Source organism: Arthrobacter sp. LT660 (assembly GCF_056172845.1).
Genome location: NZ_CM149651.1, coordinates 2,385,926 through 2,410,924, shown reverse-complemented (window position 1 = coordinate 2,410,924; position 24,999 = coordinate 2,385,926). Strand labels below are relative to the sequence as shown.

Sequence of the window (24,999 nt, the reverse complement as noted above, 5' to 3'; positions counted from 1 at the left end):
GGGTGGCGCGACATCTGCCCTCGTCGAAACGGATGAGGCGCGCGGCCGCGGCCGTGCGGTGACCGCGGACAAACTAGCCTTGACGGGTGAGCGAATACACCGAACGCGCGTCCGGCGAGCTGGTCCAACCGATCATCCTGTTGGTCGACAAGGCCGATCCCGCGTCCCACGCCGAGGGGGTGGCCGCGGCGGCACTCGCCTCCGTGCAGGCCTTTCTCGGCGACCTCGATAATCCCGACTGGCAGGCGTGGGCCGCGGGTGCGTTCGCCAAGACCGTCCGCCGGGCCGACGTGAATCCGTTCGCCAAGATGCTCGCCGCGCACCCGGACCACGCTCTTGCCGAGGTCGGAAAGGGCCGGGCCGCCGGGCTCGGTCCGATGCCCGCGGACGGGCTCCCGAAGCCGCTCGCGAAGCTGCAGGTTTCCGGCACGCAACTCCCCGCCGGGCCGCCGCTGCCGGACGCGCCCGTGACGATCGCGCTCAATGCGTCCCTGGACATGTCCACCGGCAAGGCCGCCGCGCAGGCCGCCCACGCGTTGTTCGCGTGGTTGCTTCAGGCGGATCCGGCCACTGTCCGAGCCTGGCGCGCGGCCGGGTGCCCGCTGTCGGTCCGTGATCTCGTCCGCCGCGACTTCCGGGCCGGCGCCCGCGCCGCGGCTGGGCCCGTCATCCAGGACGCGGGCCGCACGGAGATCGCGCCGGGCTCGGCAACGGCCTACGTCGTCGTCACCCTGTAGGGTACGACGCCGGTGCGCCGCACCGCGGAGCCGCGCCCCGGCGTCGTGCTTTCGACGGAGACAGATGTCGGCGCCATTCGTTTCGACGACGGTAGATGCTGGAGTTTGGTCCGAAAGCGACATCTACCTTCGTCGAAACGAGATGGGGGCGCTAGTTGGCCGTGACGGATGCGTCGTCGATGCGGAACAGGGTCGCATACGAGGAGTCCTCGACGCCCTTGAACCGCAGGGTGACGGTCTTGCCGCGGAAGTTGTTCAGGTTGACCGTCCGCTCCTGGTACGTCGAACCCGCGTCCAGGTTGGACCAGGTGCCCATGTTGTACGTGCCGTTGCCGTCCAAAATCTGGACGGTCAACTTGTCGTAGGCGTAGGAGGACGTGCCCTCGTTCGTCAGGACCCGCAGGTGGAACCTCAGCTCCGCGGAGGTGGCGTTGGACGGGATCGCGACCTTCTGGTCCAGCGTGTACGTGGTGGAGCTGCCCCAGCCGTTCAGGCCGGCCAGACCGCTACCGGTGCGGGCGGCGGAGCCGGTCTCGAAGGTGTCGGCGCGGTTGGCCGTCCAACCGGTCGAGCCGCTCTCGAATCCCGGGTTGGTCAGCAGGTTCCCGCTCGGCTCCGGTGACGGCTCCGGGGTGGATCCGCCGAGCGCGTTCATGATCTTGGTGGCGTCCAGCAGTCCTGTGCCGCAGCCGATGCTGCAGCCCGCCGGCATGGGACGGGTGCCGTCCTTCAGCGCGGACTCGACCTGGGCGGGCGTGAGCGTCGGGGACTTGGACTTCATGAGGGCAACCATGCCGGCGACGTGCGGGGTGGCCATCGAGGTGCCCTGGTAGAAGGCGTAGCCCTCGCTGGCCGGCGTCGTGGTGCCGGTGTTTATGGTGGACAGGACGCCCTGGCCGGCGTAGCGCGTGTCGCCGCCCGGGGCCGTCACGTCGATGGCGGAACCGTAGTTCGTGTAGAAGGTCGGGCCCCCGGAGGGGTTGCTGGCGGCGACCACCACCACGTTGCCGCAGTTGGCCGGGCGCACGTTGAGCGCGTCCTGGCTTTCGTTGCCGGCGGCGACGACCACCGAGGTCCCGAGGGAAACGGCGGAGTTGATGGCGCTCTGGTAGGTGGTGCCGCACGCGCCGCCGCCGCCGAGGGACATGTTGATGGTGTCGGCGGGGTTCGGGTTCGCGGGCACGCCGGGGACGGATCCGCCCGCAGCCCAGACGATCGCGTCGGCGATGTCGGAGAGGCTGCCGCCACACTTGGCGAGCACGCGGACCGGGACGACCTTGGCGTCCGGAGCGACGCCGGCAACGCCCTTGAAGTTGTTGGTCACGGCAGCTACGGTTCCGGCGACGTGCGTGCCGTGCCAGGAGGAGTTGCCCGGGGTACTGGCGCCGCATTCGCCGGCCGCGTACCAGTCGCCCTGGTCCAGGGGGTTGGCGTCGCGGCCGTTGCCGTCGCGCGCCGAGGTGGAGTTGGAGACGAAGTCGTAGCCGGGCAGGACGTTGGCGTTCAGGTCCGAGTGGTCGGTGATGCCGGTGTCGAGCACGGCGACGACGCTGCCGGATCCCGTGGAGGAATCCCAGGCGGCCGGCAGGCGCATGCCGTTGGTGCCGCTGTAGTGCCACTGCTCGCCGTAGCGGGTGTCGTTCGGGCTCATCGAGATCTTCATCATCGCGTCCGGCTCGATGGATTCGATGAGGCCGGAGGCCGCGATGCCAGCCATGAAGGCCTTGGCGTCGGCGCCCTCGAGTTCCTTGCTGGCCTTGACCACGAAGCCGCCGACGGCCATGGCGCGCAGTTCCTTGACGGAAACACCCGCGTCCTTTGCGGCCTTGCCCCAGGCCTTGGCGCGTTCGGACTTGCCCGCGGCCTTCGCGGAGCGCTTGTACTGGACGATGAACTGGTCGTAGCCTTCGCCGGGTTGGACCGAGCCGATGGTGGCTTTCGAGTCGCCGTTCGGCGCGGGTGCGGGCTTGGCGGCCGACACGGAGGTCGGGACCGCGGCGGCCGGGAGTGCGCCGGCGCCAATGCCGGCGAAACCGATGGCCACGGCCGCGGAAGCGGCCAGGGTTCGGGTGAGGGGGGTGGCGAAACGTGCCATGAATGGTCTCCTTCTTGATTTGTGATGCCCGCGCGGGAGTACCGGTGATCAAGCGGATTCGGCGCGTGCCGATACGGAGCGTAACCCCGTTTATCTCGTGAAGGAAGTGCTTATCAAAGCATTCCTTGAGAATATTTGATGTAGTAAGTCATGACTTTACAAATCTAGTCGTCTCGCTTGCGGAGGGCGGCAGGGAGCCGAGAAGGGATTCTGGCGGGGTGGAAGCCTGGCCAGAAAAGTTGCCCGCTCCGACGTCGGGCATCCTTGGTTCATCGATGTCGAGGATCAGCGGCATGTGGTCGCTGTGCCTGAGCCACTCCACGTGGTGCCCAACGGTGACCGCGGCCGTGGCGCCGCCGATGAAGGCGTAGTCGATATGGTGTGGCTTGGCGGCGTTCCGCGTGAAGTAGAACGTCGGGTGGGGTTCCGTTCCCTGGGCGGCGATTTCCTGGCGGTGGTAGGCGCTGTGCAGTCCAAGTTGTTCCAGTTTCTCGACGAGCATCGAATGGTTTCGTCCCTTGTGCAGGTGATCCCATTTGGTGCTGCTGTTGAAATCGCCGATAAGGAGCGAAGGTGAATGCCGAAGGAAATCCTCGTGGTGGTTGACGATCTTGTGCGTGACCCTCACGTACTTCAGGTCCTTGTCGAGGACGTGCGCCCATAGGCCGATGATGTTCATCCCGTCGACCGTGAACGGAATATGCCACGGCAGTTGCCGTTCCGGCTCGTGGCGCTCGTAGGTGCGGTCGGCGAAGCCCACGACACCCAGACCCTTGTTCGGATTGGCCCCGACCCAGGCTTTGAAAGGAGCCACGGACTCTTCGATGGCCTTCTCGGACACCTCCGCGAGGATCGCGATGTCCGGGTGCAGGGCCTCGATGAGGTGCCGCTTCTTGGCTAGTCCCATTGCGCAGTTCCACGAGACGATCCTCATGAGTCAGCCTTCAAACATTCCCGGCTATCCGAAACCACTAGTCGACAGGCGTTCCGTGACTATCGACATAGGTCACGCCAAGCCCTTCGTGGAACTCGACGACGACGTAGTTGGTTTCGCAGTCCCGGCAACTCCATTCCGGGCGGATTCCTGGAGGTAGGGCGCAACCGCCAAGAACCTCTTTGTCGTCATCCGGTGGTCCTGCAGGCATGCCCCAGATGATTGATTTGGGATTCCGCGTCCCGCAGTTGGGACACGATGGCGCGGCAGCGAATGCCCGCAGTTTCTCCAGAGACGGCCTGTGCGCAATCTGGTGGCAGTCGCTGCAGAGAAGGGCGATGTCGTCCACGTGGTCCTGAATCTCCAGCAAAAGTGGTTCCACGCGTAGACGGAAGAAATGTGGCTCCAAGGTTGGTGGTTCGATGCGGGCGCATGCGGCACAGACGATGTCGTCGACTGGCCCCTCTTGGAGTAGGGCTGTGACAGCAAGTGACTGGCACCTAGCGCTTGGTGGTAGCGGTAGTCCGTCGAGTTGGTAGCACGTTTCCGGGTACACGGTAGCGCTGGCGGTTGATGTACTGCTCTGCTGTGAAGGGACAACGCATTCGGCGTTGTCGTTTCATTGTTAAGGGCGGGTTCATGGTGGACTATCGGAAAATATTGGGGCTGTTGCTGGAGGGGCGGAGTTACCGCGAAGTCGTCGAGATCGCGGGGTGCTCGCATCGCGACGTGGCCCGGGTTCGGCAGGAGATCCAGGGCCGGGGTGTCACTTCGGTGGGTGCGATCACCGACACTGAGCTCGCGAAGTGGTTCCCCGACGGGCGCCGGAAGGTATCAGAGGAGTACGTCCAGCCCGACCTGTCGCAGGTGCTGGCGTCGATGAAACAGAACCGGCACTTCACTCTGCTGTTGGCTTGGCGCCGTTACGTCGATACCAAGGACGCGGGCAAGAAGTACGGGTATTCGCAGTTCTGCGCCCTGTTCACCGATTATCTCCGCACCCACGATTTGGTGGCGGTGCTCCGGCACGAGCCGGGCCGGGCGATGCTGGTGGACTGGGCCGGCGACACGATGGACGTCGTTGACACGATCACCGGCGAGGTGGTCAGGGCGGTGTTGTTCGTTGCTGTGCTGCCTTTCTCGGGCGTGATCTTCTGCCGCGCCTACGCGGATATGAAGTCCCCGGCCTGGCTCGACGCTCACGTTCAGGCGTTCACGTTCTTCGGCGGCGTTCCGCAGATCGTCGTTCCGGACAACCCGACGACCTCGACCCACCAAGTCCACAAGGGTGACGCGGAGCGGGTTGTGAATACTCGGTATCAGCAGCTCGCCGACCATTACCAGTGCGCGATCGTTCCGGCACGCGTTAAGCGCCCGCGTGACAAGGCCGCAGCCGAGAACGCGGTGAACGTCGTGAACAAGCGCGTCATCGGTTACCTCGACGACGATGTCTTCACGACCGTGGCCGAGTTGAATGCTGCGATCGAGGAGCGGGTGCGGGAGATCAACCACGACATCCGCCGCGCTGACGATACGACCAGGTGGGAGAGGTTCGACACCGAGGAACGGGAGTTCCTCGAGCCGTTGCCGGACGCTGCGTTCGAAGACGTCTCCTGGAAGGAACTGAAGGCCGGCCGTAATTACCACGTCACCGCCGAAACGCAGCGGTATTCGGTGCCGTTCGCTTTGGCGGGGAAGCTGTTGCGGGTGAGGCTGACCTCGTCCCGGGTGACGGTCTTCGATGGGCACGAGATGCTCTGCGAACACCCGCGGTTGACCGGCCGAAAGGGCCAGTACTCGACCCTGCCCGGCCATGTCCCGCCGCAGCACCGCAATATCGATGGGCTGTGGTCCAGGCGGTGGTTCACCGATCGGGCGCGCAGCGTCGGGCCGGCAACCGTCACGGTGATCGAGCAGATTCTCGACGGCCAGGTGATTGAGGCGCAGGGCTACCTGTCCTGCCAGAACGTCCTGGACGGGCTCGGCAAAAACAACCGGGAACGGCTGGAGGCGGCCTGCCAGGAACTCGTGAACCGCAGCGCCCATCCGACCTACTCGACACTGAAACGTCTGATGGCGGCGATCGACAGCGACGCGAAGAAGCCTCGGCCGCAGGTCCCGGCGGCCTCGACACGCAAACGCGTCAGCACCGTCGTTTTCCGCGACACCATGCCAGACGTCTATGTTCGCGATGCCTCCCACTATGCACGCGACGAGGAGGGGAAGTGATGTTCACCAGCATCGATTATGACAAGTTCCGGGCCCTGCGCGTGACCCACGTCGCGACCCGGCTGGAAGAGCTCATCCAAGACGAAGGCAACGACACCCTCACCCCCGAGCAGCTGTTCCTAACCGCCGTCGACGACGCCCTTGAGTCCCGGCGCATCAACAAGGTCGACAAACTCATCCGCCAGGCCGCCTTCCCGATCCCGGGCGCGACCGTCGCCGAGGTCGACTACCGCGACGGGCGCGGCATCACCCCCATTCGGATGCGACGCTATGCCGCCCACGACTGGCGCTCCGACGCGACGAACCTGCTCATCATCTCGCCCACCGGCGGCGGGAAAACCTACCTCGCCTGCGCGCTGGCCATCGGCGCCTGCCAGAGCGAACACTCGGTTCTCTACTTCCGGATGGACGACCTCGCCCGTCGGCTCGTCATCGCACGCGGCGACGGCATCGCCCACCAGAAACTGCTGAACGAGCTCTCCAACATCGACCTGCTGATCATCGACGACTTCCTCACCGTCGGCATCGACAGCGACGCCGCCAGCGACCTGTTCGCGATCCTCGCGAACCGCGAACACCGGCTGCCGACGATGATCGCCTCGCAGACCGGGCCGGCGCATTGGATCGCCGAACTGCCCGATCGGGTCGCGGCGGACTCGATCGTGAACCGCCTCGCCAACAACGCCCGGATCATCAACCTCGGCCAGATCGATATGCGAAGGCACCAAAACGACCAGGCCCGCGCCCACCAGGACTACTGGGAATAACACCGGAGCGGCCCGGGTACACAGCGCCCGGGCCGCTACCACCTCGCCAGAACCGCGCTACCGACTAAATGGACTACCGCTACCAGCAAGCGCTACTCGCCAAGTGACGAAGTCGCCTCGGCGGAATCCAGCGGTGGGCAAGTTCCGGCTTCTACAAAGACCGGTCGCGGATCGCTAGTCAGCTCTGCCATGATGCTTAGCACCTTGTCTGCGACCCCGTTGTCTAGCTTGGCGGATTCGCGGGGCAGGGATGCGTCAATTATGTTCTCGACTTCAGCCAGGGCGACGGGATTCGAGAATGTTGCGATGCGTTCTACGAAGACTTTGCCATTGACCACCGATGTCGCGGCCTCGAGGGAAACGATGAGCGGCGGTGTGGAATTCAGTGCCGTCAAGATGAGATCGTTCTCTCGAATTCCCTCGATCAAACTCCATGGGTAGTCGGCCACGTTCGTTACCAACGCGCGAACAGCACGCTCGTGATCCTCCTCCCAGCACCAGTAGAGTCTCTGGCCGTCTTCCCGGCTCAAGGAACTCGCTAGGCCCCATATTTCCTCGGGGCGCCGGAGGGGATAGTCCTCAGGCTCCTCGGAAGTCTCGAAATAGACCTCGCTTTCATAGTCCAGAAGGGCATCGATAAGGTCACTCCGTGATTCGAGCTGGAGATCTTCCTCATCAACATCGAACACCTTCTCGTAATGCTCAATAAGCGCCTTTCGGTCCAACCTGTCGTAGACCGGATCGTATCCATGCAGCCGTGCCTTGATCTTTTTTTCATGTTCCCCCGCTTCATAGCCGAAACCGTACGAGTCGTTTCCAAAATGTCTACGGGATCCTCTGTGCCATCGATTCCATTTGCTCGATCACCAGCTTGATCGCCTCCGGCTGCTTGTCCGGCGGATAGCCGTTGAGCACCAGCAACCGCTTGATTGAGGACCGCAGCTTCGCCCGCACGTCCTCGCGGACCGTCCAGTCCGTCCGGACGTCCCGGCGCATGATCGTCACCAGCTGCCGGGCGATGTCGGCCAGTTTCCCTTCACCTTGAACGTCGACTGCCGATTCGTTCTGCGTGATCGCGTCGTAGAACGTCAACTCGGCATAATCCAAGGGGGGTGAGAAGCGCTTGCCGCGTTCTGCTTCCGCGAGCGCCTCCTTCGCCAGCTCGACAAGCTCCGCGATCACCTCCGCCGAGCTCAGCTGCTGGTTCGTGTACTTGTTCATCAGCTCGGTGATGCGCTCGGAGAACGCGCGCTGCCGGATCGTGTTGTGCCGCGTCGACTTCGCGGACTCCTCGGCCACCAGCTTGCGCAGCGCCTCGATGGCCAGCTGCGGGTTCCGGGCCTTCTGCGTCTTGGCGATGAACTCCGGCGTCAAGTCGCTCAGTGACGGCTTCGGCATGCCGGCGGCCTCGTAGATGTCCAACACGTCGCCGGTCGCGTCCGTCGCCGAAGCGATCAGCTGCCCGAGCATGCGCTGGATCTCCTCCGGCACCGGCTCGCCCCGCCCCTGCCGGTCCAAGGCGTCGAACTTTCCCATCCACACGCGGATCTCCTCGTACACCTGGATCTCCGGCCGCAGGCCCTCCAGCGCGCCGGACCCCGAACACAGCGCCCACGCCCGCGCCAACTGCCCGGACACCTGCCGGTACCGCACGGCCAGGGGCTGCGCACCGTCGTCGGACGGTGAATTTCCCGGCGTGGCCGGGCTGCGCAGGTAGTTCACCGCGCCGTGCACGGCGTTCAGGAACGACTTCGGCCCGGGCTTGTCCAGCACGGCCCGCCAGTCGTGCCCGGCCAGCATTCCGCGCACCTGGTCCACCAGCTCGCGCGCCAACGCGGCGACCTCGTCCACGTCCCGCCCGACCGGCTTTTTCTCCTGGTCCGTGGACGTGTACTCGGCCAGCGCCTTCGCCAGGTTCTCGGCCAGCGGCGCGTACGCCACCAGCAGCCCGTCCGCCTTGCCGCGGAACGTGCGGTTCACGCGCGCCAGCGTCTGCATCAGCAGCGCGCCCTTGAGCGGCCGGTCCAGGTAGAGCGTGTGCAGCGGCGGGGCGTCGAAGCCGGTGAGCATCATGTCCTTGACGATCACCAGCTCCAGCTCGTCGTCAGCGTCCTTCAACCGCTCCTTGATCGCGTTGTTCGCGGAGTCGCGGCGCACGTGGTCGGCGACCGGCGGCGCGTCGGACGCCGTCCCGGAGTAGACCACCTTGATCTTTCCCCTATCCAGCTCGTCGGAGTGCCAGTCCGGCCGCAGCGCCACGATCGCCGAGTAGAGGTTGGCGCAGATCTCCCGCGTCCCGCCCACGATCATCGCCTTGCCGAACGTCGGCGCGCCTTCGGTGTCGGCGATAAACGGTGCGACGACGCCGCGGCGCGCCTCCCAGTGCCCCACCAGGTCCTTCGCCAGCTCCTCGAGGCGCTCCGGAGCGCCGTACACGGCGTTCACCACGGCCACGGACTGCTCGATCCGCGCGCGCTCCGTGTCGTCCAGCCCGGCGGTCGCCTCGTCCGCGGCGGCGTCGAGGTCCTCCTGCGTGACGCCGTCGGCCAGCTGCACCTTGATCAGCCGCGGCTCGAAGTACACGGGCACGGTCGCGCCGTCCTCGACGGCGCGGGAGAGGTCGTAGACGTCGATGTACTCGCCGAACACGTCCCGGGTGTTGCGGTCCTCGAAGGAGATCGGCGTGCCCGTGAACGCGATCAGCGTGGCGTTGGGCAGGGCGTCGCGCAGGTGCCGGGCGTAGCCGTCGAGGTCGTCGTAGTGGCTCCGGTGCGCCTCGTCGACGATGACGATGATGTTCCGCCGGTCGCTGAGCAGCGGGTGCACCGTGCCGGAGTCCTTCTCTTCCTTGGACAGCCCGAACTTCTGCAGCGTGCTGAAGTAGATGCCGCCGGTGACCCGGTCGGTGAGCTCCGCGCGCAGCTCGGACCGCCGCCGGATCTGCTTCGGGGTGTCCGGCAGCAGCTGGGAGCGGGAAAAGCCGGAGAACAGCTGGCCGTCGAGTTCGTTTCGGTCGGTGATGACGACGACGGTCGGGTTGCTCAGCGCGGGGTTCCGCATGACGGAGGCGGTGTAGAGCTCCATCTCCATGGACTTGCCGGAACCCTGGGTGTGCCAGACGACGCCGGCCTTGCCGTGGGTGCGCACCGCGTCGATCGTGCTGCCCACGGCCTTGTTGACGGCGAAGTACTGGTGCGGCTTGGCGATGCGCTTGAGCAGGCCGTCGGCCCCGGCGTCGAACGCGGTGAAGGACAGCAGCAGCTGCAGGAAGCGCGTGGGGTTGTAGAGGCCCGCCAGGGCCGTCTCGATCGGCAGGACGGATTCGCCGTCGAGCGTGGCGTCGGCGGGGACGGGCTTGCCGTCGTCGTCCACGTTCCACGGCGAGAAGTGGTTCAGCGGCGTGAACGGCGTCCCGTACTTTGCGTTGATGCCGTCGGAGGCGAAGGCGAACACGCAGAAGCGGAACGCCAGCGGGAACTCGCGCAGGTAGGTCTGCAGCTGGGCGTGCGCGGCGGCGACGTCCGCGGTCCTGGAGCCGGCCCTCTTGAGCTCCACGATGCTCACGGGCATGCCGTTGCAATAGAGCACGACGTCGAATCGCCGGCGGTATTCGCCGGCCACGAGGGTGACCTGGTTGACGGCCAGCCAGTTGTTGTCAGATTCCTCCGCGCTCAGGAGGCGCAGCGTGGGGTTGCGTTCGGTGCCGTCCGCGTCGAGGTAGCCGATGCGGTACCCCTCCACGAGCATCCTGTGGATCCGGTGGTTCTCCGTGATGGCGTCCTGCGAGGACGGCGCGGCGATCTCCGCCAGCGCCTGCTGCAGGTACTGCTCCGGGACGCCGGCGTTGAGCCGGCGCAGCGCGGCGAGCAGGCGCGGCCGGATGAGCAGTTCCGCCCAGGAGTCGCGTTCGTCCGTGCCCGGCGCGATCGCGTCCCCGTGCTTCGGTTCCCAACCGCTCTCGCCGAGCTGGTCGAGGACCAGGCCCTCCCAGTCGGCCTCGGTGAACCTGGTCTGCAGTGTCACGTGTCCCCGCCTTCTGATCCGTTCATTCGGATTCGTCCTTGGCTTCTTCGGAACGGACCAGTTGGTCTATTTCCGGTCCGGGGCTTTCTTCCGGTACCTCGGCGTCGACGCCGACGACGGCAAAGACTGTCCGCAATCCGGAGCGTGCAAACGCATAGAGCGTGTTCAGAGCGTTTGAGGCGGCTAAGTCGCTTTCAAAGGCCTCCGGATCACCACCGTCCAGCGAGTCATGGAGTAGGGCGGCCAAGCGAATACTGCCGGAGCTGGACTTGCCGACGACGTGCAACGTGGCGAGGAGGACCCGGCCCTGCGCGTCTTCTTCCAGTTCGGGGGCATAGCTGACGTACCAATTGGCGCGGGGTTCGCGTGGATCCTCCCAAGAGGCATCCACGCCCAGAATCTCCGGATCGGACATGCGAAAGCGCTCGTGGACCTTCACGATCGTGCCTTTCTGGTTTGTAGCCACTCGCCGTCGTGAGTGGTGCGGATGTGTCCGTCTTCTCCGTGACGCTTGGATTCTGTCGCACCGGAGCTGCGCCATTTCGCGGAGCGTTGGACGGTGCGTGGTTTGGAGCCGGAAAGGTTTGTGGCCGTCAGCTCGAGTCGATGGCCAGTGGCATGAAGGGTGGCGGCGAGCTTCCTGACCGTGATGTTGCGTTCCCCGGCCAACCGTGCGGAGATTTCGCTTTTACTGACATTCAAGGCGTTGGCCAGAGCCGTTTTGGACATGTTGCTCTCCGCGAGGGCGGCCGCGATGAGTTCGCTGGCGTCGATCATCGCCGCTTCCTCAGCGTAGGTCGCATCAAATTCCGCATCCCCGACCGGGAATACTGCTTCACTCTTCACGGCTTGTCTCCGTTCCATTCCCAATAGATCGCTAGTGCCTTGTCGACCTCTGCCGGTACTTGGCTGTTTTTTGGTTTTTCCCGTCCGTGCGTTACGTACCAGCGTTGCTTCGATCGGATGACGTAGAGGCGGTACTTGTCGGTTTTCAGTTCGTACACGACGGGGTCCGTCCCAGAGGGGCTCAACCGGCGTATGTGTTGTGGCGACTGGACCGGCAGTCCCGCAGCTAACCGCTCGAAGTAGCGCCGGAAGCGTGCCTGAAAGCGCTTCTCAAGCCCTTGAATAAAGTCCTTGGCATCGCATCTCCCACTTCCCCGCACGACGGCAATGACGGTTTCGTTGCCCGGTAACAGCTGGATCCCGTCCGGAGGTTCAGTCATAACTTAACACGCGTCGTTACTTGTTGGCCACGGTCCGTCGCCCATCTCTGCTTCGAGCTCGTCGATGGTCGGCAACCCGCCAGCCAGTTCCGCCGGCATCGATTCCTCCAGCTCCGTCGCCCATTCGGCGACGCCGATGGGGGAGTTGTAGCCGCGCAGCGCATATTCCGCGACCACCGCGTTCTTGGTTTTGCACAGCAGCAGGCCGATGGTCGGTGCGTCCCCGGGCTGGGCCAGCAGGTCGTCGACGGCGCTCATGTACATGCCGAGCTGCCCGAGGAATCCAGGCTCGAACTTGGTGGCCTTAAGCTCGACCACCACAAACCGGCGCAGCCTGAAGTTGTAGAACAGCAGGTCGGGGAAGAACTCGTCCCCTGCGATGTCCAGCCGCATCTGGCGACCCACAAAGGCGAATCCGCGCCCCAGCTCAAGAAGGAACCGCTCAACGTGGGAGACGAGCTGCGATTCGAGTTCGCGCTCGTTCCGCCGGCCGGTCATCGAGAGGAAATCGAAGATGTACGGATCCCTGGTTGCGTCCTGTGCCAGGTCAGCGGACGACGGCGGAAGGGTCGCCTTGAAGTTCGACGTAGCCTGGCCGGCCCGCTCGTGGAGGCGGGTGTCGATCTGGTGCTCCAGGTGGCGGTAGGACCATCCTTGATCCGCAGCGGTTCGCACGTACCAGGCTCGGGTGGACTGATCGGTCGTCTTGTCTAGGAGCAGGACGTGGTGGGACCAAGGCAATGTTGCAGACGGTGTCTGCAACATTTCGAAGTCCGGCCAGGCCGCTGCGAATGTCTTCATGTAGCGAAGATTGCGGGGTGAGAACCCACGAGCTTCAGGAAATATTTCGCGCAAGTCCGCCGAGAGTCGCGTGACAACTTTCGATCCCCAACCCTCGGAGGATTCGCGAGCCAGGAGGTCGCGGCCGATTGCCCAGTATGTGGCGACGAGTTCTTGGTTGGCGGCAGTAACCGCACGATTCCGTCCCTCCGCAACGCGCCCGGAAACGGCGTCGAGGAGATCCGGGTACCAGGTGGGAAGGGAGCCCCGTGCAGGCGTACTGGCGAAACTTACGACGGAATCGTCACTCGCAGCGTGAGGATCTTCATCGCGTGGCTTCATCTGCCTTGTCCTTTCCTGGCTACTTGAGGATACGGGGGAGGGCGGCCGCTAGACGGCTTCCCCGGATAGAACGCCTCGGCTCATGCGGTACTCCTCCGCTTCGGCGTCGGTGTCGTACTGGACGACCTCCACAGCATGCTCTTGGAGGGCGGCGAGGACTTCCTCGGGGGTGGCGTAGAAGAACTCCTTACGTCCATTTACCTTGTTTACGCGCTGATCCGAGAAGTGCTTGTGAAGCATGTTTTCCACGCCCACGGCATCTTCCGTGAAGAAGAGAGCGTGGACATCGAACCGGAAGGGGACAGATGCGTCGCCGAGCTCGCGGACTCGATCCATAGGTTCTTGCCGCCTAGTCATACCGATTTTGACGACGCCATCACCGAATGCGCCAATGTTTGAAATCACGTACACGTGCCCTAGACGGAAGTTGGATTCGTACTCCTCGATCCGGTGCTGTTCGTCCTCCAGTTCCTTCATTTTCTCGCTCATGCGTGCCGCGCCTTCAGCGTTTCCTTGAGCGACAAGGCTGCGATAGGTCTCTTGATACCGCGCCATCTCGCGATCTAGCTGCTCCCGCTTCCGGGCGATTTCTGCTTCGACCTTGCGCTGCTCGCGCAGTTCCTCGCGACGTGCGCGTTCTTCCTCTTTTTCGGCCGCAACGGCTTGGAGGTGCTTGGCAGCGAGCTCCAATTCCTTGATCCGCTGTTTGTGGTAACTGGTGCCTATATGCAGGTCGATGAGCGTGGTGTTGCGCTCGATCATGTCGCGCGCTGTTTCGAGGCGCTTGATCGCCGTATCGAGATTGCCGGCGCGAACAGTCTTGACGCAGTTTTCGGCCTCGGCGTTGTATGCACGCAACATGACGGTCGACATCTGCTTGACGAACTTCTTCCCCTCTTTCTCCGAGCCATTGAAGGTGAACCCGGAGGACGCGCGGATGGCGTCCTTCGCGCGCGCAATCCGTTTAATCTCGGTGCGCACCTGTTCGAGCTCACCCTTGAGGGTCGCCGAGGATTCGGCGGGGTGCTCGAAGTCGAAAAGACCCACGCGTTGTAGATCCGCCTTGGTGCGGACGCTAATGAGCTCGCTCTGGATGGCTTCAACTTCTGTACGGAGTTGAAGGGCATTTGCCTCACTGTCCGTGATGGCGGCGTTCAGACTAGCTCGTGTTTCCTCCATGACGACGACGTCGGAGAAGTCATGCTTCTCGATGACGTGCCGGAGAGCCGCGTTCTGTTGCGTCAGATTCTGGGCGGTCTTCTTGGCCGTCCAGAAGCTGATCTTGTCCGGCTGCACGGGTTCGCCAAGAAGGGAGACCTGTTGCGCCTGCGGCAGCATAGGCACCGGAGGTTTCAGTCCTGGCTCCGACAAGAGTTCGCCAGCAATCGTTTCGGATTCTTGCGCTGCTGCGTGCTTCTTCCGGTCTTGGTTCATCGACCAGGCGATACCTAGCCCCATGACCAGCACGGCGATAGTTAGCAGCGGACCAACGGCGGGCACGCCGCTGAGCGCTAAGGCGATGATGATTACGACGACGGCAAAACAGCCGATACTGCCCTTTCCGAGCGGCTCGTGTGACTGGTTCCGAATGATCTTTGCCAAGTTCCCCCAACTTTCTTCGTGATCTATGACGCCGTCGCGGTGCAGAGCTGTGATGCACCCACGCGAGCCACCCGGAATGTGACTCTACGTGAGGGCGCCCACAGTTTGCTCTGCCTCTTGAACCTGCAGCTTGCCGGACATGAGGTGAGGAAGTAGCGCATCCCGTGTAGCGGCCAGTTGAGAGTTTTCGACGATCTTCTGGGTCACCGTATCCAGTAAGGGCTCGAGTCGAGTCTCGACATCGGACGCAGTCTCAGCGAAATCAGGAATGTTCAGATGCTGGAAGGTTTTCATCGTGATCGTGTCAAAAACCGATCCGTGGGCGATCGACTTCGCTCTTTCTGCAGCCCTCAAGATTGAGAAGTAGAGAACTCCTGCGGGGAGAGCCTCTGGGACGAACCCATAGCACGATTGGTTAAAGGCTGAGGGTCTGGCAAGCCGGGCGACAGCCCCGACAGTTCCGCGCGCGGTCAATATGACACTGCCGGACGGTAAGGGCTTGGCCTTGGTGCGAATCGTGGCCCGCTCAGTAATCTTCTCTTGCGTATCGAGAATGACGGCGTAGTTCGCGCCCGTCACATCTTTTGCGGATGCCCATAGCGCGCTTCCGCCCCAGAACTCGTCGACTCCTCGCGCCGGTGTACCTCCGAGAACTGGAGTCAGTACGTCACTCATGGCCAGCGATCCGAGATGGGCTGTTGCGGCGTCGTACACATGCCCCGCCAGCTCATTGGCTGTTGCGGCGAGCTTGGTGTTGGCGGCGATCTTGTCGTCGAGGGCGCCGAGCACTTCGGCGATGGCCGCTTGTGCAGCGACGGGTGGCCAAACGACGGAGAGCGGATGCAGATGATTGCGGTTCAGGGTTGGATTCGCAGAGCCAGCATCTAACCAAGACACATCCAACTGTGACATGAAGTAGTAAACAAACCGAGGGTGGCTCCCCTTGAAGTCCTGTACCCACAGAGTGGTGTCGTGAGGCCAGTAGTTGCCCGGAAGAAAGTATGTTTTCCCAAGCGTCCCCTTTCGACCGATCACTACGCCTGGTCCGGTAGCTGCGGCAGTGTCGTGATAACTGCCGGTACCTCCGGACGAGACGACCGGTATGCGTCCCGGACGCTGAGACGTCCGAGTGATATCGAACCCCCGCTGAAAGTTAAGAACCTCCCCCAGCGTCGTCTGCTTCCACTCCGTCACGAAACCCTCCCCAACTGCTCGCGCACAACCTGCGCCAGCCGCTCGGACTCCTCGAACTGCTCGAACAGCTCCGCCTTCAGCCGCTCGATCTTCTCCTCGATCGGCTCTCCGTCGTCCTCCACGTCGGCCGCGCCGACATAGCGTCCCGGGGTCAGCGCGTAGTCCGCGGCCTTGACCTCCGCCAGGGTGGCCGAATAGCAGAAGCCGGCCTCGTCGCGGTACTCCATGCCCTCCGCCGACGCGGTGCCGCGCCAGGCGTGGAAGGTGCCGGCGATCTTCGCGATGTCCTCATCACTCAGCGCGCGCTCCGCCCGGTCCAGCATGTGCCCCAAATTCCGGGCGTCGATGAACAGCACCTGCCCGGTGCGGTCCACGGAGCCGTGCCCGCCCGCGGTCTTGTCCTTGGAGAAGAACCACGTGCACACCGGAATGCCGGTGGAGCGGAACAGCTGCGTCGGCAGTGCGACCATGCAGGAGACCAGGTCAGCCTCCACCAGCTCTGCGCGGATCTGCCCCTCGCCGCCGGAGTTCGAGGACATGGACCCGTTCGCCATCACCACGCCGGCCGAACCGCCCGGCGCCAGCTTGGCGATGATGTGCTGGATCCACGCGTAGTTGGCGTTGTTCGCCGGCGGGACGCCGTAGCGCCAGCGCGGATCGGACTCGTTGCGGGCCCAGTCCTTGATGTTGAACGGCGGGTTGGCCATGACGAAGTCGGCCTGCATCTCCGGGTGCTGGTCCCGGGCGAACGTGTCCCCCCAGCGCGGGGCCAGGTTGGCGTTGAGCCCGTGGATGGCGAGGTTCATCTTCGCCATCCGCCACGTGCGCTCGTTGAGCTCCTGCCCGTAGACGGAGATCGCCGTGCGGTCCTCGTGGTGCGCGTCCAGGAACTTCTCCGTCTGCACGAACATGCCGCCGGACCCGCAGCACGGGTCGTACACGCGCCCGTGGGTGGGCTCCAGCACCTCCACCAGCACGCGGACCACGCCGGCGGGGGTGTAGAACTCCCCGCCGCGCTTGCCCTCGGCCTTGGCGAACTTCTCCAGGAAGTACTCGTAGACCTCGCCGAGCAGGTCCCGGGCGCGGCCGGCGCCCTGGCCGGTGAAGCGGGCCGAGTTGAACAGGTCCAGCAGCTCCCCGAGCCGGCGCTGGTCGATGTTGTCCCGGTTGAAGATCCGCGGCAGCGTGCTGGCCAGCGACGGGTTGGCGGCCATCACGGCCTCCATGGCGCCGTCGATCAGCTCGCCGACGCTCTTCGGCGCCTGCCCGCCCGCGGCGGGCAGGCCCTTGGCGTTCTGCGCCAGGTACTCCCAGCGCGCGTGCTCCGGAACCCAGAAGACCCCGCGCCCGGTGTACTCGTCGGTGTCGTCGATCAGCTGGGCGACCTGGTCCTCGGACATGCCGTCCGCGGCCAGCTCCGCGGCGATCTGCGCGCGGCGCTCCGTGAACGCATCGGACACGTACTTCAGGAACACCAACCCCAGGATGACGTCCTTGTACTGGGAGGCGTCCATGGATCCGCGCAGCTTGTCCGCGGCCTTCCACAGGGTGTCCTTGAGCTCCTTCATGGTGCTCGGCAGGGGATCCTGCTTCGCTTTCCCTTGCTGTGTCGGGGACTTCTTCGGTGCTGGCACTAGGGCCGTCCTTCCATGGGGGTATCGGTGTCTATGATCTCAAGTTCGTGGGCCGCGACGCCCGCGACGAGCCGGTCCGCCAACGCGGCGATCCGCGCCACACGCTCCGCGGCGGCCGCGCGCTCGTCCTCCAACCGCGCCAGGGCCGCGGCCAGCGCGGCCGCACCGTCCGGGGGGACCGTCCGCACCACCCAGCGGCGCCACGAACCGGCGGCGCCCGCGTTGATGTCGGCGGCGACGACCGCGGCCACCAGCCCGCCGGCGTCCGCCGCGTTGATCCGCAGGATCCGGGCCGGATACCGCACGACGGCGGCGCCTCCCGCGTCGATCGCGGCCGCGGGACGCGGGCCGGCACTAAAGACAATGTCCCCCGGCTCCGTCATTTTGGCCCGCGGATAGCGGGCGGCGAGCACCAGCGCGGGGATGCTGGCGCCGGCGGCCGCGCGCCCCAGGTCCTCGGCCCGCCAGACGCGCACACCGGGACGGGCGCCGCGGGCGGCGTCCGGGACCACGTCGTCCTCGTCCATCCGGGCGCCCGGCAGGCAACGCACCTGCCCGGCGTCGGACAGCGCGCCCAGCGTGCGGCGCGCCGGCGTCGTGCCCGTGGCTGGGACCCGGGGTGCGCCGGGAACGACGCCGAAGCCCAGCTCCCCGCGCCGCGCGCCGGTGGCGTTGACGGCATCCAGTGCAGCCTCCGCCCGCAGCAGGGATTCGCCCGGCACGGCAACGCCGGCGGCCGGGCCGCGGGGAGCCTCCACCAGCGAGCGGCGCGCGAGCAACACCGGCGTGCGGACCAACCGGGCAAACCGGAACGCGTGGCGCCGTATGGCCTCCCGGCCGCCCAGGGAAGCCGCAAGGTCCGTTGCCAGGTCCTGGACCGCGGCCCAGTCCAGCACCGCGTCGAGCAGGTCCGCGACCATGACCCAGCGCTCGCCGAGCGGAACGCCCGCCGGTTCGGGACCCAGTACCCACAGCGCCAACGCCTGGCGGGGAGCGGACGGCCGCAAGCCACGGGGGAGCCGGACAGCGGCGCGCACCCGGCCCGAGCGCAGGGTCGCGGCACGCACATTGTCCAGGTTCGGATCCGCGAGCCGATCCACAAGCAGCGCGGCCGGGGCGATCACCACGGCGCGCTCGGTGGGACCGAGGGCCAGGACCAATTCGTCGATGGCCTCCAGCATCGCCGCCGGCGCCTGGTCCGCCAGCGCGGGGCCGGGGAACTGGGCCAGGTTGACGGTGCCGGGGGCGGGTTCCGCCGGGTGCCGGAGGTTCACGTTGTCCCGGGTCCGGGCATGGATGCGCAGGCGGCGCAGGGCCAACCGGTGCGCGGCCTGATGGGTGGCCCGATCCGATGGGCGGCGTTCCGGGCGGCCGCCGGTTCCCGCCGACGGCCGCGGCAGCTGAAACGTCCCGTCGGTGTCCTCGCCCAGTAGATCGGCGACGGCGAGAAGCAAATCCGTGCCACCCGGGGTCGTCTCGGCGAAGAGCCGCGCCCCGGCGCCGATCTCCAGCGCGGCCGCTGCAACGACGTCGTGCGCTTGGGCGGAGAGGGAGGTGGAGGCGTGGCCGGGCAGGGCAGTGCGCAGACTCTCCGCGAGGAGGCGTTCGAAGGCGGGTGCCGCGCCGTAGGCCGCATCGACCAGCCGGTCCGTGTAGGCGGCGAGGGCCGGCAAGTCCGCGCCCAGGGCTTCGAGTTCGGCGTAGAGGAACGCGTCCTCCGGGTCCTGCTCGTCCGCCGCGTCCAGCAGGTCCGCGGCGTCGAGTCCCGCCAGCGGTTCATCCAAGGCGGCGCGCAGCGCGAGGAGCGCCGAGACCGCGGTGAAACGATCCCGGGCGTCCACCACGTGGGCGGCGACGTCCTGGGCGGCGTGCACATTGTTGCCGAGCCCGGTGCGGCCGAGCCAATCGACCACCTGGCCGGCGTCGAAGAGCTCCTGCTGTCCGTGCGTGCGCGCCGGGGCGGGGAAGGGATGCCGGCCGCCGCGGTTGCGCGAACGCCACACCGTCACCACGGGGCGTTGGACGCCTGCAAGGCGGGCGACGTCGGCGAGCGTCAGGAACTCCCGGGGTGAAGGGGGCGCGTGCTCTTGGGGGTGCTGCGGGTTGGCCTGCTGCACTTTTGCTCCCCCTTTGCGTTTCGCGTGCCCTTGTGGCCCGCTCCTTCACCCGAACTCTACGGGGTGACGGACAAAACAGAACCTAGACGCTGATAAGACCCCTTATCAGGCTGGAAAGACCAGAACGTCACGGGTGTTCCGTAGCTTCGGAGACGTCGGCACGGCGCCTGCCAGCCGGCGGACCGGACGGCGGGCTGGTCGGGGGGCCCGCCGCCCGGTCACCGCACCATCAATCACCGCACCCGCCCTTGAAGGAGAAACCATGGACAGCCAGCAGACGGAAACACCGGCCGAAGAGCGGCCGCGAATATCACGTGCCTGGCTCATGCCAGCGGGAATCGGGCTCTGCTTGGGGTTGGGGCTGGGGATCGTGATGGGGCAGGTGGCCGCATCGGGGGATGCGGCCTCCACCGCGGCGCCCGATGCGGTGGCTTCCGATATCGACGCCGCGGACGCGACCACGCAACCGATTGCGGACGCCGTTTCCGCCTGCGACGCCTCGGTTTTTCTCGGCATCGACGTGCTGGACGACGGTCACAGCCTCCAACTGCAGACCAGTGGAAAAGAATCCATCGGTGCGCCCTTCGAGACGGTGCTGTGCGTCCTCGAGGAGCTGGACATCCCCGAGTCCGTCGTGTCCCGGATGGAAAGCACGCGAGCCCTCGACGGGCGGCAGGACGCCGCCTGGGCCAACTACTCCGCCACCTGGGGCTACCACCCGGATGACGGCCTCGACGTCATTGTTGAAACCACCCTTACGGAGGAGCCATGAGCACCGACCAGCCCGAGTCCGTCCAGCCCACCGCGGAGGAGGCGCCCAAGGCGCCCCGACGCAGGGCGTTGAAGGTCGCCGCGGCGGTGATCGCCGGCGTCGTGCTCTTTGGTGCTGGCGCTGCCGCAGGGTCCGCCGGCGTCGATCCGACCGCAAGCGAGCAGTACCGCGCCGTGGTGGGGGAGCGCACCGCGGCCGCCGGCGAGCGCGAGGCGGCGCAGACGAAGTACGACGAGCTCGTGGCGGACTATAACGAGCTCGAGGCCTCGGTCCAGGAGCGCGAGGAGGCGGTCCTGGAACAGGAGGGGGCGCTGGAGACCCGCGCCGGCGAGCTTGAATCGGCGGAGGCAGCCGTCGCCGACCGGGAAGCCGCCGTCACGGGGGCCGAGGAAGAGAAGGAAGCCAACACGGTGTCCAACGGGACCTGGACCGTGGGGGTGGACATCGCCGCCGGAACCTACCGTGCCACCGAGCCGGTCGACTCGAACTGCTACTGGGCCATCCTGCGCACCGGGAGCAACGGCGACGACATCGTCGAAAACGACCTCCCGGGCGGCGGGCGTCCGAGCGTGAAACTCGCCAAGGGGCAGGACTTCAAGTCCAACCGCTGCGGGAGTTGGAGCAAGCAGTAGCCGCTTCCGCCACCGATTCATTCATCGCATCCACCGTGGGCCGTAGGGTCCACTCCGAAAGGAAACCATCATGAGCCACACCATGCAGTATCCGGGGGCGCCGCAGGGCATGCCCGCTCCAGCCGTTGAGCCGAAATCGTTCCTGACCACATGGCTGCTGTCGCTGTTCCTGGGCATCTTCGGCGTCGACCGCTTCTACCTCGGCAAAGTGGGCACCGGTCTGCTGAAGCTCTTCACACTCGGTGGCCTCGGCGTCTGGGTGCTGATCGACCTGATCATCATCCTGGCCGGCGGGATGCGCGACAAGCGTGGTCTGCCACTTCGGTCGACGCCGAAGCAACGGATGGTGGCGTGGATCGCGACCGCCGTCGTCGTGCTGTTGGGGGCAGTGAACGGGGCGTCGACCGCGGGGAACGCTCCCGACGCGCCCACGGGGACCGGGCAGGTGGTGGCCGCTGAAGAACCCGCGGATGCCGAAGCACCGATTGAAGCTGAGGAGCCGGCCGAGGCCGAAGCGCCGCCGGTCGAAGCCGAGGCCATGTGGACCGAAGTCGTCGCGCTGGAGGGCCGCGCCGACGCGGCCAGCCCGGCGTTCGAGCTGACCGGCGGCGAGGCGCGCATGACCTACAGCTTCGAGGGAGACCCGGACATGTCGATCGGCGCCGTCTACGTGCTGACCGAGGGCACGGACCTCCACGCCGACGGTGGGATCCCGCTGGTCATGCTGAGCGAACCGGAAAGCTCCACCACCGCACTGCACAAGAATGCCGGCAGCTACTACCTGAACGTGACCGCGGCCAACATGAGCGGCTGGACGGTGACGATCGAGGAGAAGAAGTAGCGGGGTCCCGTGGCGGGAGCTTGCGACGTCGGCATCTCGACAAAGCCAGATGTCCCCGCCCCCCGTTTCGACGAAGGTAGATGCTGGAATTCCGCCCAAAACGGACATCTACCTTCGTCGAAACGGGGATGGGAGGGAGGGGAGGAGCGGGGCGGCTGGCTAGGGGCCGGTTACCAGGCGGTCTCCTTCCCACCGGACCGGCAACGGATCGATGATGCCACCCAGGAACGGGCCAGTCTCGTTGGCGTCGCGGAATGCGAAGAGCCACCAGGACCGATCATCACGGCGCTGGAGCAGCCGGCCCACGTAGAGGCTTTCGTCCGTCAGCGGGTAGGCGTTCTCGATGTCGAACGGTCCCAGGAGGGATTCCGCGGGCACGGCCCAGGTGCCGCCGCGTTCGCCCCGTCGGGCTTCGGTGGAGTGGACGGCGCCGCAGGAGAAGATGAGCACCGGGCGGCCCTCGACCTCCTCCACCTGCAGGACCTCCAACTGTCCGAAGCCGCGCTCGGAAGGAGCGGTGAGCGGGTCGCGGAGCTCCCAGGAACGCAGGTCGGCGGACCACGCATGGCCGACCACCCCGCGTCCCAGCACCGGACCCTGCGCAGAACGGGCCGTGATGAGCATGTGCCAGCCATCGCCGTCGGGCGCCGGGAAGACCCAGGGGTCGCGGAAGGCCTCGTCGTGCCACGCTCCGCAGGCGAGGGTCTCGTAGCGCGCCGGATCCGCTTCGAGGACCGGCGCCCCGTGCTTCTCCCAGACCATGAGGTCCGACGACGTCGCGTAGCCGACGCGCTGCACGTTGATCCCGTCCGGCGACAGCGAGGCCCCCGTGTAGAAGAGGAACCACGTGCCGTCGGGGTGCCGGACCACCGAGCCGGTCCACGTGGCGAGGTCGTCGAACGCCGGGGCGTCGCTGCGGACGAGGGCGTCCGCGACGCGGGTCCAGGACGTCAGGTCCGTCGACACGGCGTGCCCGATCGACGCGCGGTGGTGCCGGGCATCGGGATCGTGCAGGGCGCGGGAGGCATAGAGGAAGAAGAGGTGGTAGGTCTCGCCGTCGTCGGCGAACCAGTAGTCCCAGACCCAGGAATCGGGCAGGTCGAACATGTGAATCCTTTCGTTGGCCGGCGCGAGGCCGGCGGAAGTGGTGGCGCCGTACCGGCCGGGCGCCTAGCCCTTGACGCCGCTCGCGGCAATGCTGCTCACGAAGGCACGCTGGAAGATCAGGAAGACGATTAGGACCGGAAGCGTGATCAGCGATGTGTAGGCCATGACCTCGCCCCACGCCGTGTTGATCTGGAAGAAGTACTGCATTCCCACCATCACCGGCCGCTTGGCCTCCTCCTGGACCACCATGAGCGGCCACAGGTATTGGTTCCACGCCGGCAGGAACGTCAGGATCGCCACCGTGGCGAAGGCCGGGCCGGACAGCGGGACGATGATGCGCCGGTAGATCCCGAACCAGCTGGCGCCGTCGATGCGGGCGGCCTCGTCCAACGACGGCGGAATGGTGGAGAAGTACTGGGTGAAGAGGAAGATCGAGAACGCGTTGGCGATGAACGGCACAATCTGCACCTCGTAGGAGTTCAACCAGCCGAAATCGTACTTCAGCAGGCCGCCTTCGAAAACGAGCGTCGGCAGCTTGTTCACCCAGTAGACCATCGGGACGGCGATGGTCTCGAACGGGACGATCAGCGTTGCGACGACGAACGTCAGCACCACCGCACGGCCCTTCCACCGCATCCGCGAGAGCGCGAAGCCGGCCATGGAGTTCACGACGAGCCCGATCCCGACCGTCAACACGGTGACGAGGACGGAGTTGAAGAGGAACTGCGCCACCGGGACGCGGTCGAAGACGCCGAAGTAGTTGTCCAGGCTGATGTCCCCGCTCGGGACGAACGCCATCGGCGAGTCGATGTCCTGCAGGATCTGCGCATCCGGCTTGAGGCTGGAGACGAACATGAAGACCAGCGGGAACAGGAAGAGCACGGCCAGGGCGGACATGCCCAGGTAGAAGCCGATCCGCCGGATCCGCCGTTGCCGCGACGCGGACGGCGCCGCCTTTCCGGGACGCTGGGCGTCCCGCGGTGCGGTTGCTAGTTGTGTGGTGCCCATGTCAGGTCCTCTCTCGGGTAAGCCAGCGCTGAACCAGCGTGATGAGCAGGACGGCGATGAAGAAGATCAGAGAAATCGCGGCCGCGTAGCCGATCTCCTGCTGCTCGAAGCCCTTCCGGACGGCATGGAAGACCAGGGTGGTGGTCGAGTTCAGCGGTCCGCCCTGGGTCATGACGTCGATCTGTACGAACAACCCGAGCGCGGCGATGGTGATGGTGACTAGGACGAAGACCATGGTCGGCTTCAGGCCGGGCCAGGTGACGTTCGTGAACTGCTTCCACGGTCCCGCCCCGTCCATGCGCGCGGCCTCGTAGAGCTCATCCGGGATGGTCTGCAGGCCGGAAAGCCAGATGATCATGTGGAAACCCACGGCCTGCCAGATGGAGAGCACAATGATGGCGCCGAGCGCCGTATCCGGATTCTGAAGCCAATCGACGCCGCTCCACAGACCGAACGTCAGCATGTCGATGAAGGAGTTGATGAGCCCCTCCTTCTGGTACATGAACTTCCAGAGGATGGATACGACGACGATCGACGTCACCACCGGAATGAAGAAAATCACCCGGAAGGCGGTCACGCCGCGGAGCTTCTGGTTGACCAGCACCGCGAGCAACAGACCCAGCCCGGCCTGCACCGGGACCACGACGACGGCGAAGATCACCGTGTTCCAGACGGAGTCCAGGAAGACGGGGTCCGCGGTGAAGACGCGGAGGAAGTTGTCGAATCCGACCGCCCGCGGCGGGTTCGGCGAGATCAGGCGCGCATTGGTGAAGGAGAGCGTGAAGGTCAGGAGGACTGGGATCAGCAGGAACGTCACCAGGAGTATTCCGGCCGGCGCGATCATCGCGAGCCCGGCCCAACTCTCCCGGCCGCGCGCGGAGCGGAACTTGCGAGGAGGACGACGGCGGGCCGCCGTCGTCGTGGGTGCTGCAGCGGTCATTATCGTGTTCTTCCGTCAG

General features: G+C 65.7%; 21 protein-coding genes. 6 read left to right on the top strand and 15 right to left on the bottom strand.

All coding sequences use genetic code 11. The features are described from left to right. Positions 1–86 precede the first annotated feature (86 nt). On the top strand, positions 87–737 hold the full coding sequence (locus AC0QSG_RS11125; RefSeq protein WP_435727781.1) for a peptidyl-tRNA hydrolase: 651 nt from the start codon (positions 87–89) through the stop codon (positions 735–737). Positions 738–888: 151 nt separating this feature from the next. Here the strand turns inward: AC0QSG_RS11125 and AC0QSG_RS11120 are convergent, their stop codons facing one another. After that, the gene (locus tag AC0QSG_RS11120; protein WP_475375427.1) at positions 889–2,832 is read right to left on the bottom strand and encodes a S8 family serine peptidase; all 1,944 of its coding nucleotides are present in this window, start codon (positions 2,830–2,832) and stop codon (positions 889–891) included. A 148-nt stretch (positions 2,833–2,980) separates the two neighbouring features. Next, positions 2,981–3,766, bottom strand: a complete 786-nt coding sequence (locus AC0QSG_RS11115; protein WP_475375426.1) for an endonuclease/exonuclease/phosphatase family protein — start codon at positions 3,764–3,766, stop codon at positions 2,981–2,983. Between the two features lie 639 nt (positions 3,767–4,405). Between AC0QSG_RS11115 and istA the strand changes: the two genes are divergently transcribed. Both istA and AC0QSG_RS11105 read left to right on the top strand, forming a co-directional pair. Beyond that, entirely contained in the window at positions 4,406–5,995 is a 1,590-nt protein-coding gene (istA, locus tag AC0QSG_RS11110; protein ID WP_475375123.1) for an IS21 family transposase, read from the top strand. Beyond that, positions 5,995–6,762: an ATP-binding protein gene (locus AC0QSG_RS11105; protein WP_475375122.1), complete on the top strand. Its 768-nt coding sequence runs from the start codon at positions 5,995–5,997 to the stop codon at positions 6,760–6,762. Before istA ends, AC0QSG_RS11105 begins: the two co-directional genes overlap by 1 nt. 92 nt (positions 6,763–6,854) lie before the next feature. On the opposite strand, the gene AC0QSG_RS11100 is transcribed toward AC0QSG_RS11105, so the two are convergent. The 10 genes from AC0QSG_RS11100 to AC0QSG_RS11055 form a co-directional block, all read right to left on the bottom strand. Further along, a complete protein-coding gene (locus AC0QSG_RS11100; RefSeq protein WP_475375425.1) occupies positions 6,855–7,451 on the bottom strand; it encodes a hypothetical protein in 597 nt (198 codons plus the stop codon). A 136-nt stretch (positions 7,452–7,587) separates the two neighbouring features. Beyond that, the gene (locus AC0QSG_RS11095) at positions 7,588–10,785 is read right to left on the bottom strand and encodes a type I restriction endonuclease subunit R (protein WP_475375424.1); all 3,198 of its coding nucleotides are present in this window, start codon (positions 10,783–10,785) and stop codon (positions 7,588–7,590) included. 22 nt (positions 10,786–10,807) lie between these two features. After that, entirely contained in the window at positions 10,808–11,224 is a 417-nt protein-coding gene (locus tag AC0QSG_RS11090; RefSeq protein ID WP_475375423.1) for a hypothetical protein, read from the bottom strand. Further along, complete coding sequence (locus AC0QSG_RS11085) at positions 11,221–11,631, bottom strand: helix-turn-helix domain-containing protein (protein WP_475375422.1); 411 nt, start codon at positions 11,629–11,631, stop codon at positions 11,221–11,223. Before AC0QSG_RS11085 ends, AC0QSG_RS11090 begins: the two co-directional genes overlap by 4 nt. Then, positions 11,628–12,011: a hypothetical protein gene (locus AC0QSG_RS11080; RefSeq protein WP_475375421.1), complete on the bottom strand. Its 384-nt coding sequence runs from the start codon at positions 12,009–12,011 to the stop codon at positions 11,628–11,630. The genes AC0QSG_RS11085 and AC0QSG_RS11080 overlap by 4 nt, the downstream gene beginning before the upstream one ends. A gap of 3 nt (positions 12,012–12,014) precedes the next feature. Further along, a complete protein-coding gene (locus AC0QSG_RS11075; protein WP_475375420.1) occupies positions 12,015–13,133 on the bottom strand; it encodes a PDDEXK nuclease domain-containing protein in 1,119 nt (372 codons plus the stop codon). A gap of 48 nt (positions 13,134–13,181) precedes the next feature. Continuing rightward, positions 13,182–14,735: an SNIPE associated domain-containing protein gene (locus AC0QSG_RS11070; protein WP_475375419.1), complete on the bottom strand. Its 1,554-nt coding sequence runs from the start codon at positions 14,733–14,735 to the stop codon at positions 13,182–13,184. An 84-nt stretch (positions 14,736–14,819) separates the two neighbouring features. Continuing rightward, entirely contained in the window at positions 14,820–15,929 is a 1,110-nt protein-coding gene (locus tag AC0QSG_RS11065; RefSeq protein ID WP_475375418.1) for a restriction endonuclease subunit S, read from the bottom strand. Then, positions 15,926–17,497: a class I SAM-dependent DNA methyltransferase gene (locus AC0QSG_RS11060; protein ID WP_475377305.1), complete on the bottom strand. Its 1,572-nt coding sequence runs from the start codon at positions 17,495–17,497 to the stop codon at positions 15,926–15,928. The genes AC0QSG_RS11065 and AC0QSG_RS11060 overlap by 4 nt, the downstream gene beginning before the upstream one ends. Positions 17,498–17,562: 65 nt before the next feature. Further along, on the bottom strand, positions 17,563–19,680 hold the full coding sequence (locus AC0QSG_RS11055) for a hypothetical protein (protein WP_475375417.1): 2,118 nt from the start codon (positions 19,678–19,680) through the stop codon (positions 17,563–17,565). A gap of 262 nt (positions 19,681–19,942) precedes the next feature. On the opposite strand from AC0QSG_RS11055, the gene AC0QSG_RS11050 reads away from it, so the two are divergent. The 3 genes from AC0QSG_RS11050 (at position 19,943) to AC0QSG_RS11040 (ending at position 21,925) form a co-directional block, all read left to right on the top strand. Then, positions 19,943–20,452: a hypothetical protein gene (locus tag AC0QSG_RS11050; RefSeq protein WP_475375416.1), complete on the top strand. Its 510-nt coding sequence runs from the start codon at positions 19,943–19,945 to the stop codon at positions 20,450–20,452. Continuing rightward, on the top strand, positions 20,449–21,084 hold the full coding sequence (locus AC0QSG_RS11045) for a hypothetical protein (RefSeq protein ID WP_475375415.1): 636 nt from the start codon (positions 20,449–20,451) through the stop codon (positions 21,082–21,084). Before AC0QSG_RS11050 ends, AC0QSG_RS11045 begins: the two co-directional genes overlap by 4 nt. 70 nt (positions 21,085–21,154) lie before the next feature. Next, the gene (locus AC0QSG_RS11040) at positions 21,155–21,925 is read left to right on the top strand and encodes a TM2 domain-containing protein (protein WP_475375414.1); all 771 of its coding nucleotides are present in this window, start codon (positions 21,155–21,157) and stop codon (positions 21,923–21,925) included. A gap of 159 nt (positions 21,926–22,084) precedes the next feature. Here AC0QSG_RS11040 and AC0QSG_RS11035 read toward each other — a convergent pair whose 3' ends face one another. From AC0QSG_RS11035 to AC0QSG_RS11025, 3 genes are all read right to left on the bottom strand, one after another. Beyond that, positions 22,085–23,032, bottom strand: a complete 948-nt coding sequence (locus AC0QSG_RS11035; protein ID WP_475375413.1) for a glycosyl hydrolase family 32 — start codon at positions 23,030–23,032, stop codon at positions 22,085–22,087. A gap of 63 nt (positions 23,033–23,095) precedes the next feature. Continuing rightward, positions 23,096–24,040, bottom strand: a complete 945-nt coding sequence (locus AC0QSG_RS11030; protein WP_475375412.1) for a carbohydrate ABC transporter permease — start codon at positions 24,038–24,040, stop codon at positions 23,096–23,098. A gap of 1 nt (position 24,041) precedes the next feature. Beyond that, positions 24,042–24,980: a carbohydrate ABC transporter permease gene (locus AC0QSG_RS11025; protein ID WP_435727772.1), complete on the bottom strand. Its 939-nt coding sequence runs from the start codon at positions 24,978–24,980 to the stop codon at positions 24,042–24,044. Positions 24,981–24,999: the final 19 nt, after the last annotated feature.